General features: G+C 30.9%; 10 protein-coding genes and 1 pseudogene. 3 read left to right on the forward strand and 8 right to left on the reverse strand.

Features of this window, described 5'->3' with window-relative positions:
* The 5 genes and pseudogenes from BG262_RS03110 to BG262_RS03130 form a co-directional block, all read right to left on the reverse strand.
* Positions 1 to 323: pseudogene (locus BG262_RS03110) on the reverse strand (hypothetical protein); the annotation flags it as partial.
* 142 nt (positions 324 to 465) lie between these two features.
* Positions 466 to 879 (reverse strand): hypothetical protein, encoded by a 414-nt coding sequence (locus BG262_RS10690; RefSeq protein ID WP_158006633.1) that lies wholly within the window; start codon positions 877 to 879, stop codon positions 466 to 468.
* A gap of 21 nt (positions 880 to 900) precedes the next feature.
* Positions 901 to 2,466, reverse strand: coding sequence for a bifunctional metallophosphatase/5'-nucleotidase (locus tag BG262_RS03115; RefSeq protein ID WP_070787444.1), 1,566 nt, complete (start codon positions 2,464 to 2,466; stop codon positions 901 to 903).
* A 326-nt stretch (positions 2,467 to 2,792) separates the two neighbouring features.
* Positions 2,793 to 3,410 carry a DUF5052 family protein gene (locus BG262_RS03125; protein WP_070787446.1) on the reverse strand — a complete coding sequence of 206 codons (618 nt, stop codon included), beginning with the start codon at positions 3,408 to 3,410 and terminating at the stop codon, positions 2,793 to 2,795.
* A 177-nt stretch (positions 3,411 to 3,587) separates the two neighbouring features.
* On the reverse strand, positions 3,588 to 4,391 hold the full coding sequence (locus tag BG262_RS03130) for a hypothetical protein (protein ID WP_070787447.1): 804 nt from the start codon (positions 4,389 to 4,391) through the stop codon (positions 3,588 to 3,590).
* 174 nt (positions 4,392 to 4,565) lie between these two features.
* Here BG262_RS03130 and BG262_RS03135 point away from each other — a divergent pair, with 174 nt between their 5' ends.
* Together BG262_RS03135 and BG262_RS03140 are read left to right on the forward strand one after the other, a co-directional pair.
* Entirely contained in the window at positions 4,566 to 5,435 is an 870-nt protein-coding gene (locus BG262_RS03135; protein ID WP_070787448.1) for a hypothetical protein, read from the forward strand.
* A 15-nt stretch (positions 5,436 to 5,450) separates the two neighbouring features.
* A complete protein-coding gene (locus BG262_RS03140; protein WP_070787449.1) occupies positions 5,451 to 6,122 on the forward strand; it encodes a PadR family transcriptional regulator in 672 nt (223 codons plus the stop codon).
* A gap of 95 nt (positions 6,123 to 6,217) precedes the next feature.
* Here the strand turns inward: BG262_RS03140 and BG262_RS10695 are convergent, their stop codons facing one another.
* Positions 6,218 to 6,388: a hypothetical protein gene (locus BG262_RS10695; protein ID WP_158006634.1), complete on the reverse strand. Its 171-nt coding sequence runs from the start codon at positions 6,386 to 6,388 to the stop codon at positions 6,218 to 6,220.
* A 367-nt stretch (positions 6,389 to 6,755) separates the two neighbouring features.
* Between BG262_RS10695 and BG262_RS03145 the strand changes: the two genes are divergently transcribed.
* Complete coding sequence (locus BG262_RS03145; protein ID WP_070787450.1) at positions 6,756 to 7,628, forward strand: LexA family transcriptional regulator; 873 nt, start codon at positions 6,756 to 6,758, stop codon at positions 7,626 to 7,628.
* A gap of 110 nt (positions 7,629 to 7,738) precedes the next feature.
* Here the strand turns inward: BG262_RS03145 and BG262_RS03150 are convergent, their stop codons facing one another.
* Both BG262_RS03150 and BG262_RS03155 read right to left on the reverse strand, forming a co-directional pair.
* Entirely contained in the window at positions 7,739 to 9,052 is a 1,314-nt protein-coding gene (locus BG262_RS03150) for an LPXTG cell wall anchor domain-containing protein (RefSeq protein WP_070787451.1), read from the reverse strand.
* Between the two features lie 231 nt (positions 9,053 to 9,283).
* The coding region (locus BG262_RS03155) for an Ig-like domain-containing protein (RefSeq protein ID WP_143602644.1) at positions 9,284 to 11,221 on the reverse strand (1,938 nt) is incomplete at its 5' end.

The following is an 11,221-nucleotide window of genomic DNA, read 5'->3' on the forward strand; positions in this document are numbered from 1 at the left end:
AATTTAATTTCTTGTTTTGTTGATATTTGTTTTTTTGATAGATTTATCGAATCGAGCGTCCTCTCGGTATTAATATTCGAAAGTTGGCTTTTTGCAGAATCATTATCAGCTGAACTAGATGAAGAAGTTGAGGTTTCATTCTTATCATTCTTTGAGTCATCAGAATACGTTGGTTCTGAATCAACAGAATCTTTATTTAAGGAATCCGTCACAGAAGAAGGAAAACTATTTGAAGCAACCTCGCTGCTATTCAAATCCATATTCGAACTACTTGACGTGCTTTCTTGAGCGTAAGCCGATATATTTATACTAGCAATTGCCAAAAACACCCCTAAAAATAATAATCGTTTTTTTTCTTTATTCATATCTTGATACCTTTCTTATTAATTTGTAAACTCTTACAAGACAAATTAATTATATCATATATTAGTAAAAATAAAATCCATTATTATTCTATTATTTTTTTTACTCATTTATAATTTTTGAACATTTTCTTATCACATTATAAGAAGAAATAACTCGCAATATAGACCACAGTATAGTTCCATAGCCTATAGTACCTAAGATAATGATATAAATTAATAAATGAATTATTGTCCAAATAATTTGTAGATAATATGTAATTGATGTCGGTATGAGATGGTTTTTAAGTTTTGTTGAATTTTTAATAAACAATACAAGAAATATAATGGATATTATGGTTGGTATAATAACTCCAAATGTTATTTCTAGTACACGTGAAGAATATGGAACACCCTCATCTGACAAAAAAGAAATAACAAAAACTAAAACTGCTGCAAAAACCGATAAAAATTCAGCAAAAATCAAGACGAAATTCCATTTTTTTGCACTATCAAAGTAGCCATCTATTTTTGACATAAAATTCCTTTTTCTATAAATCTATTTCAAAATCTCAAAATTATTATCAACACTGGCTTCAATCAATGGATTCTTTTGTAAATAGTCAGCGATAAGTTCCATCATGTCAATTTGCACTTCTTTAACAATCTTCTCAGCAGAAAACATTTCATAGTTTCCTCCACCCACAGCACGGTATTGATTTACTGCAATCTCTAATTCATCTGTATCTTCAATATCTTTGCCTTCAAATTTCAAACGAGTAACACGCTCACCGACTGGTTTAGATAAATCAAGTGTATAATCGATACCTTGATACATATCATAATTATAGTATTGAGGTTTAGGGTCGACGAATTCAGGATTAAAGATAATTTCACCATTTTCATCAAGAGCCAAATAGTTTGCAGTTCTTTCTAACGCATCACGCAAGTCCTTACCACTTACTTTTAATACCGCAAGAGTATTAGGGTAAATATAATTTGTAATGATGTCACGCATCGTGATTGTGCTTCCAAATCCCTTACCATCATTATTAAATAATGAAGTTCCTGAAATCTTAGCACCTGTCGCATCCATTTGAACCTTATTTACAAATTCAATATAAGGATGTTCTTTTAGTCTTGCGGCCATTGGATTAGTGATTGTCATATCACCTTCAACCTTACCCATTGGATTATCCAACCATGCTTCAAGTTCAATATTTAAATCATTAAGCTGACTTTGAATTTCTTCATCAGGAGCAGCATCTCCTGTTGGTACCAACTCAGCATTTGATGAAGTTACTTGGTATTTACCATCAACTTGATCTAACTCCAATTGTATTTTCCCAATATTAGCTGCACGATATCCTGGTTGAATAACTGGTACGCCGTTAATTTTTATTGCAATTTCACGATGTTGGTGCCCGGTTACGAAAGCATCAATTCCTTCTACTTCTTCAAGAATTTGATATCCTTCATTTTCTCCAGTCAAAAGTTCTGTCGGTTCACCCGTCACCAAATCACGCTCGAATCCACCATGATAAGAGACTACTACCACATCAGCTTCTTGACGAATAATTGGAACATATTTTTTGGCAGTTTCAAGACATGATGCAAAGACCATCCCTTTAATGTGTTCAGGGTTTTCCCAGTGTGGGATATATTGAGTTGTAAGTCCTAAAACTCCAACTTTCAAACCATCTTTTTCAAAAATCTCATAGGCTTTTCCATAATAAAGATTTCCATCTTCATCCAAAATATTTGCCGCAAGAATTGGATGATTGTAAGCAGCAATTGCTGAGTCAAGATACTTACTACCATAATTAAACTCATGATTTCCAAGAATTCCTAAGTCGTAATTCATAGAATTTACAATATCAGTTAGATTACGAACTCCTTTTCCATCAACCTGCTTGGCAGCATAATATGCTAAAGGAGAGCCTTGAATAAAGTCACCATTTTCAATCTGTAGAATCGGCCCATATTTAGCAGCATCTTCTCTTTCAGCAATGAGTTTAGTCGCAAGTTTGGCAGTACCAAAATCCTCGTTCATATCACGCTCAGTATAGTTTGTCGGCATAATATAGCCGTGCATATCACTTGTTTCAAGAATTGTTAAACGCATAATAATTTTCATCTCCCATAAATTAATAATTCATCTACTATTATAGCATTAAGCTCTTTATTTCCCTATATGAATTCACTTCTTTTGCTTTTTATAAAGAAAATAAGTGTAAATTAAATAGATAACGGGACAAAATACAAATGTAATAAGTAAAAATAAAGGTAAATTATTCCTCAAAATTCCTGCTAGTACGGAAAGTAATAAAAGAAAAAATAGCAGTTTATTGTAAGAAGTAAAATCACTTTTTACATTAGAAACTAAAAAATTAAAATAGTTTTTCATAAAATACTCCTAAAATTAAAACCACTGAAACCAGTGGCTTATGCCTATTTAAACAAGCTCATATCATATACAGTGTAATCACAACGATAAACGAATAAACGCTTGCCATCGATTAAGAATGATGTTGAGCTTGGTACATCACTTGCTTCCACATTCACTCTGTTTCCAATATAGGTTGCAAGAGGATAACCTTGTTGACTTCTAATTAGAAGAACCTTACTAGATGGACTCCATTCATTTTTAACAGAGTTAATAACATTGTTTACGATTGGTGTAGATCGGTCGTAATTTTCAAGATTTACTGTTTTTGAATAGTCATCAAAATAGTTGACCATTCCTTTTTCTTGCGCAATCAAGCTACTTCCAACGTGGATCATTTCCTTACCACCAACTGAAACCTTAAGAACTTTAGAGTCCTTATTAGAAGTACCGTCGTTACTTTGGCTATCAAAACGAGTATCGCGTGATACAGAAACAGATTTACCTTCAATTTGATCAATGATTTGCGCTTGCTCATCGTAAGTTCTAATAGACATAGTCAAACCTACAAAACTCTCAGTCGCATCCTTAAAGAAGTTTCGTACTGTTGAACAGCCAGTAAGACCTACCATAGCCAATATAATCAGGCCACTCACAGCAATTTTTTTCCAATTTTTCTTCATTAATATTTTCCTCCACTAGTTATTAATAATATTATAACTGGTTTTTCGAATTCTAGCTTCTTTTATTTAAAATAAATATGCAAAAAATTAGCAGCTGAATAAATATTATAGAAAAAATCTTTACAAAATCGTAATACTAATACTTACTTATCCTGTAAAGATTCATTTTGTTTTTCATTAATTTACTTTGTTAAATTTTAATTTCATATCATCTGGTTTGACACCATTGTATTGTCCATATGAATCAGCAATAATTTGAATAATTTGATTATCCTGTAATTTAACAAGAACATCACTATTATCGTGATTATATTTATTATCATTAGCTATTTTCTCTTTTTTACCATCTTCTGAAAATTGAATAATTTTAAATTCCATTCTAGGATAAAATTGACCATCCTTATTTGCATTAACATCATAATTGGAAGATAATTTGTAGGTTCCTGGTGCAATATCAATTCCAACAATCCAGTCCCCTGTCCCTAACTCATCAGATGGTTTTTCTGGTAAATTTACCTGTTTCAAGCTAGCTTTGGAAATATTTGAAAATTTTAATATTTCATCTTGAGTTAAAAACATCCTTATTTTGGAAAGTGTTTCTTCATTATCTTCACTATTTCCAGCACTAGCTGCAACATAATTTTCACTAATTATAGATTGAGTACTCATTACATTACCCCTGCCTTGTTCTATTACTAAATCATAGATTCCAGGCTTAATTTCTGAATCTTTATTAACTTTTACTTCTCCAGTAATATAGAAATTATCAACTCCCGGTTTTCCATAATATGTTTTTACTGAATCAATAAAATTACTTTTTTCAACTTCTTCTTTGCTACTGCTACTAAAGGAAGCTGAAAGAGATTCACTTTGAGATTGAGTAGTACTGGTATCACTACTTTTGCTTTCTTGCTTCGAACAGGCAACAGTTAAAGAAAAGCACGCAGTAAGTAATAATAAAACACTAAAATTCTTTTTCATATTCATAATCTCTTTCTTTTTTTATATCTATAGTATATCAAAATATTTATGATATATAAATATATAAATTATATCCATTTTAGATATAATCTCTTGACATATATCTGAAATGGATATATTATAATCATGTAAAGGAAAACAAAAAATTTCACTCATAACAGGAAGGTGATTATTATGAAAAAAACTAAATTAAGATTACATAATCCAGGTAGCAATAAAGAAAAAGATTTTTTGCTTAGCATGATGGATAATGGCTATTTATTAACTGGAAAACACTGTGTTTTCTATAATTTTACAAAAGCTAAAGACAATCAACATCACGATTTGATTCTTGAATATTCTGATCAAAAGACACCAGATATTGATAACTATGATTTATCTGACTACGGAATCATATTCTCTTTTCAAAATAAATTGTGGTTAACTAAATACTTTATTTCTTACTCCTATGCAAAAAATAAGAAAGATAAGAATGAGATAAAAATTAGTGATGACTCAATTCAGATGGATCTTAAATATGTTAAAAGATATATTAAAAATTTTATCACTCTTATCAACTGGATTTTAGTTATAAGTGTTGTTATATGGGGGCTATTAGTTGCAAAACATTTTATGAAGCTAATGAAAATTTCACCTGAAAATGCCTCAACTAATGCTTTGAGTTCGATGGCATTCTTTTTAATACCCACATTAGTAATCTATTATATTTTGTGGATGTATATTTGGTTCAAATTTTTCAAAAGAAAACATGAACTACAAAATAAAACGGGGGATTACTCTGGAAACTGGCAACCAACTTTACTCGTTACAATAAAAAATCCAAGTACTGTTCCAGATATGCATGACTTCGCTTATTTAGGTACTTGGACTAGATTTACACATAAAGAAAATGAAAATACATACTACTATAATCTAAAATCAAACTATTCAATTACTGATATTATCGAAGATTTATCAACTATGCTTAATACTGATAAAGATAATATTAAAATTATTGACAACTTTGGATTGGCACCAATAGGTTGGCTCGGTTTATTTTTCTAAAATAGGAGGTTAATAATGACTAAAAAAGATAATATAAATATCCCACTTAACTACTCGAGTTACTTGATAATGCTCTGTCTTCGCCATCAATCTCATGGTTACGAAATCATGAAATATGTGGAGGAAGCAACAAACGGATTGATAACTATTGGTCCTGCTACAATGTACCGTACAATTTCGGATCTTGAAAAAAATGGTTATATATATCTAGCTTCTGAAGTCGGTACTCGTAAGGAATATGCACTTACAGAAAAAGGTTGGATGCTGGTAGAAGAGCAAGCAAATTTTATGGAGATGTTACACAATATTGCGAAGAATGATGTAGAAGATACTACTTCTGTTGGTAATGAAAATGAAAATATCGAAGAAAAGAAGGATTTAGAGATGAAAAATTTTAATAAAAAATTATTTAATGTTAATCTTAAAGTTTCTAACCAAGAATCTGCACCTGATTTTTCTAAATTAGATGATCTTGGCCAATGGGTATTGGTTACAACAGGTAATAAAGGAAGAACTTACTACTATCAATTTAAAACACCTTTGGATGCTGATACATTGAAAGAAGAAATATCTGAGCGACTTAGTATAAACCCCGATGATCTTTCAACAGGATCATGGACAAATCTATATCGCTCTCGCGAACTTTGGAGTGGTGATCCTAAGACACCTTGGATTGATGAACAATAAAAATATACAAAAAAATACTTGGGCTGACTTCGAAGGCTCAAGTATTTTAATATATATGATTTCTTTTATAGGCCAATAAAAGTTTAATCCATTAATTAATAGTAAACGTGTTCCGTATTTTCAAATACTTCACTTGCGTATGATTCTAGGTATGCTTCTCTTTTTGCTTTTTTTTCTTCTTCACGACATACTTCTAACCATGAAAAGAAAACAGCAAATAAGAAGAAGGATAGTAATACAATTAAAGTTCCAAATAAATCTGCCATGATATAATACCTCTTTCAATAAATAAATTAAGAATGTGCAGCTAAGATTGAATAATCGTATATACGTTTTAAATCGTACCATAATTTAAAAATAAAAACTCAATGAGATAGTTTCGCTACGTATTATGCATATATTTTTATCTCCATATGAGATAAAACTTCCAGACATTCTTGACTTCAGGTAGGTAAGCGTTAATCACTTATCACTCCCTTCCTTACTTGATAAATATATTATAATACGAATTAATATGAATTTCAAGTTTTTTGTACTAAAAAAATCGAACTTTTTTTACGTAAGCACTTTAAAAATATCAGAAAATACTATATAATGTAATAAAGATACGAATTAAAATGAATGGAGAGCATTATGGCTAGAGGTGAATTGACGCCCCAAGATGTGAAGAATCGACAAATAATCTCTGATAATATAAATAAATTAATTGATAGGGGTGGACTTCGTCAAATTGATATCCACCGTGCCACGGGTATTCCTAAAAGTACTCTTACAGGATATGTTAAAGGTACTTCTTCTCCTACTACTTCAAATATGGAGAAACTTGCTGAATATTTCAATGTTGATATTGGTGATATTGATCCACGATTTGCAAGTGGTGAAAATTCTGATACTTATGAAATTAAAGAAAATAAATTCAAATCAATCTTGAATGATATTCAAGATATTTCAGGAAAATTGACTGAGGATTATCAAAAACGTGTTTTAGAATATGCGCGTGATCAGTTTGAACTTCAAACTGCCAAGAATAACAATATTAGAAAACTCTCATTTACAAATCAAGCATCAACTTCTACTGAAACGAAAAATGATAAAGTTGTAGCCTTTCCTTCACTTACTGAAGTACATGCAATAGCTAAATCAGCTGCAGGTTTTGGATACAATTACGATGAAAATGAGTTTTATACTGTATATACTGATCGTGAAGATTTACCAGATTTTGATTTTGCTACTTATGTATCAGGTGATTCAATGGAGCCAAATTATCATGACGGAGATGTTGTATTAGTTCGACAAAATTACTCTGCACCAGATGGTGGAATTTACATAGTCGATTATGATGGAAAGAGTTTTATCAAACAGACATTTGTTGACGATGATCAACTGATATTAAGCTCTCTTAATAAAAAGTATGATGACAAGATTCTACCTATACCACCAGATGAATACACATACTGGAATATTGCTGGTGAAGTTATCGACAGCTTCACACCAATTGAAGGTTAATAATTATAAAAAGAAAGTCTAGCAAATTCGTTAGACTTTCTTTTTATATACATATATAGAAAAAATCCACCGAAGTGGATTTCAAATAATTTAAAAATTATATATGAAAATTATTTTGCAGAGAATTTTTTTCTTACAATTATAGCAGCCGCAGCAATTATTGTAATACCAGCTGCAATCATTGGTGCTGACGATTCCGATCCAGTCTTAGGAAGTACTTTTTGCGATTTTTCTTTAGCTTTATTTGCTTGACTTATTCCTTTAATATTATCTTTCTTTTCAGGTTTGTTTTTATCTTCTTTTATACGTGAATTATTTAAATCAAATGCTTCTTGCAAAATTTTATTTATTGCATCGTCATCTTTAGCATCCATAATTCTATCGTAGAATTTATCTTTTTCTTTTTCAGTTAAATTCGGAAGAGAATTTAAATCGTTGCTTATATCATCTGAAAATGCATCTAAAAGTACTGTCGCAGCATCTTCAATAGTTCCAGTTGATTTTAATTTTTTAATGTACTTGCTTTTTTCTTCCTTAGATAATGTATCAAGTTCATTAATAAAATTTTCTACTTCTGATTTATAAGCATTTAAAATAATATTATCAATTTCTTGAGAGTTTTTTGAATTTTTTATTGACTCTTTGATTTTATTTTTTTGATCTTTCGTTAATGTTTCTAAACTATTTACAAAATTTACACCTTCACGTTTAGACATCTCATCCATAACTTTATCTATATCAAGAGCATCCTTAGCTTGGTCGTATTTCTTAATAAATTCTTTCTTATCTGCATCTGTTAAATAATCAGAATTTTTTATTGCATCTTTGATGAATTCATTGAAAATTTCAGCAAGTTGATCTTCATTTTTTGCTGAATTTAATTTTGAAATCAACTTATTTTTTGTTTTCTTATCTAAAGTTGCTGAAGTATTAATGCCATCAACAATTTGTTTCTTAAAATCTTTGAATTCTTCAGGAGTTAGATCTCTATCTTCATCTAATGGTTTAGTTGAGCTAGATACTGTACTGCTATTAGATGGACCAGTACTTGAAGATGACTCAACAATTGTACCACTTTCAGAAGAAGCTGAACTAGCAGTCGACGATTGTTCAACAGGAGTTGTTGATGAAGTTACAGTTGAACTAGGCACAGAAGTTGCATCTGTGCTAGGTACAGGAGTTGTATCTGTACTAGGTAATGAAGTTTCAGTTAATTTCTCAGTTGATGAAACTGTTTCAGTCGAAGTTGATTGACTAGGAACTGAACTTTGACTTGTTAGTGTTGATCCAGTATCTGGTTGACTAGAAGTCTCAGCCAAAGCTATAGAAGGTAGGCCTAGGAAAGTAAGGATAGCAACTGCACAAACAACCCAAGTTTTACCACTTTTGTGCATTGTGTAACGTTTTTTTTCAGTTAGTTTCATTAGAGTTCCCCATCTTATTTTTTTTGAAAAGGAGAAAAATTCTCCTTACCTACCATAATTATATAATATATTTTCTTATATGTATATATAATTTTATCTTTAAATTAATAAATTTAAAGATAAATAAAAAAACCAACACAAAATTTTGTGTTGGTTAAAGTAAAATTTAACATTTTAATGATAATTATTCACTTATTAACTAAATTTTATTTTTAAGAATTGAATCAGATTTTACTCTTCATCTTCCCTTTTCTTTCTTGCTAGTCCCAAGAATCCTGCAATACTTGCAAGTGCAATACCAACTAATCCAGCTGATCCTGCAACTTCACCAGTACTTGGAAGGCTTTTCTTATTATTTCCAGATTTATTTGAGTTAGATCCGCCATTATTGCTTGATCCACCCTTCTTATATCTAGAATCGCTAAGTTTTTGAGCATCTTTAACAATCTTATTAATTGCATCTATAGATGTCGCTCCATTAATCTTCTTCTTGTAGTCTTCTTTTTCACTAGGAGTTAGGTTAGGAAGATTATCGATGATATTTTTACCATCATTCTTCTTCTTGTCTAAATCTTTGTCTTTGTCTTTGTCTTTTGGAACAGTAACTTCGGTCTTATCAGATTTATTACCATTTTTATCAGTAACAGTTATATCAAGTTTATCACCTGGTTTAACTTTATCTTTTGGAATTTCAATATGGAATTTTCCATCTTTGTCTACTGTTCCAGTTCCGATTACGTTACCGTCTTTATCAGTAATTTCAACCTTAGTTCCAGGTTCACCCTTACCGTCTACGTTAAAGCCACCTTTATCATTTGGTTTAACAGTAACATCACTTGGTTTAGATGGTTTTTCTGTATTTTTGTTTGGAACAGTAATTTGAGTACCATCAGATTTATTACCATTTTTATCAGTAACAGTTACATCAAGCTTATCACCTGGTTTAACTTTATCTTTTGGAACAGTAATTTCGAAGTTACCTTTATCATCTGATGTTCCAGTTCCAATTACATTACCATCTTTATCAGTAATTTCAACCTTAGTATTTGGATCTGTTTTACCACCAATTACATAATCACCATCTTTATTTGTATCAACAGTAACATCACTTGGTTTAGATGGTTTTTCAGTATCTTTATTTGGAACAGTAACTTCAGTCTTATCAGATTTGTTATCTTTATCATCAGTAACAGTTACATCAATTTTATCACCCGGTTTAACTTTATCCTTTGGAATTTCAACATGGATGTTTCCATCTTTATCTACTGTTCCAGTTCCGATTACGTTACCGTCTTTATCTGTTATTTCAACATTAGTTCCAGGTTCACCCTTACCGTCTACGTCGAAGCCACCTTTATCATTTGGTTTAACAGTTATATCAGATGGTTTAGATGGTTTTTCAGTATCTTTGTTTGGAACAGTAACTTCAGTCTTATCAGATTTGTTACCTTTATCATCAGTGATAGTTACATCAATTTTATCGCCCGGTTTAACTTTATCTTTTGGAATTTCAACATGGATGTTTCCATCTTTATCTACTGTTCCAGTTCCGATTACGTTACCGTCTTTATCAGTAATCTCAACCTTAGTTCCAGGTTCACCCTTACCGTCTACGTCAAAGCCACCTTTATCATTTGGTTTAACAGTTATATCAGATGGTTTAGATGGTTTTTCAGTATCTTTATTTGGAACAGTAACTTCAGTCTTATCAGATTTGTTACCTTTATCATCAGTAACAGTTACATCAATTTTATCACCCGGTTTAACTTTATCTTTTGGAATTTCAACATGGATGTTTCCATCTTTATCTACTGTTCCAGTTCCGATTACGTTACCGTTTTTATCTGTTATTTCAACATTAGTTCCAGGTTCACCTTTACCGTCTACGTCAAAGCCACCTTTATCATTTGGTTTAACAGTTATATCAGATGGTTTACTTGGTTTTTCAGTAGATGGTTTCTTTTCAAGTTTGCCTAGAGCATCATTGAGTTTCTTAGTCGCATCATCTACTTCTTTTTGAGTTGCATCTTTATCACCATAAACTTTATTGGCTTCATCGTATGCATCTTTAAGTTTATCCCAAGTGTCTTTTGTATAGTCATCTGGGTTTTTAGATTTGGCATCATCTAATGCATTCTTAAGTTCATCTTTATTAACTTTTTGATCAGC

Origin of the sequence: Floricoccus penangensis (assembly GCF_001832885.1) — a bacterium.
GTDB lineage: Bacteria > Bacillota > Bacilli > Lactobacillales > Streptococcaceae > Floricoccus > Floricoccus penangensis.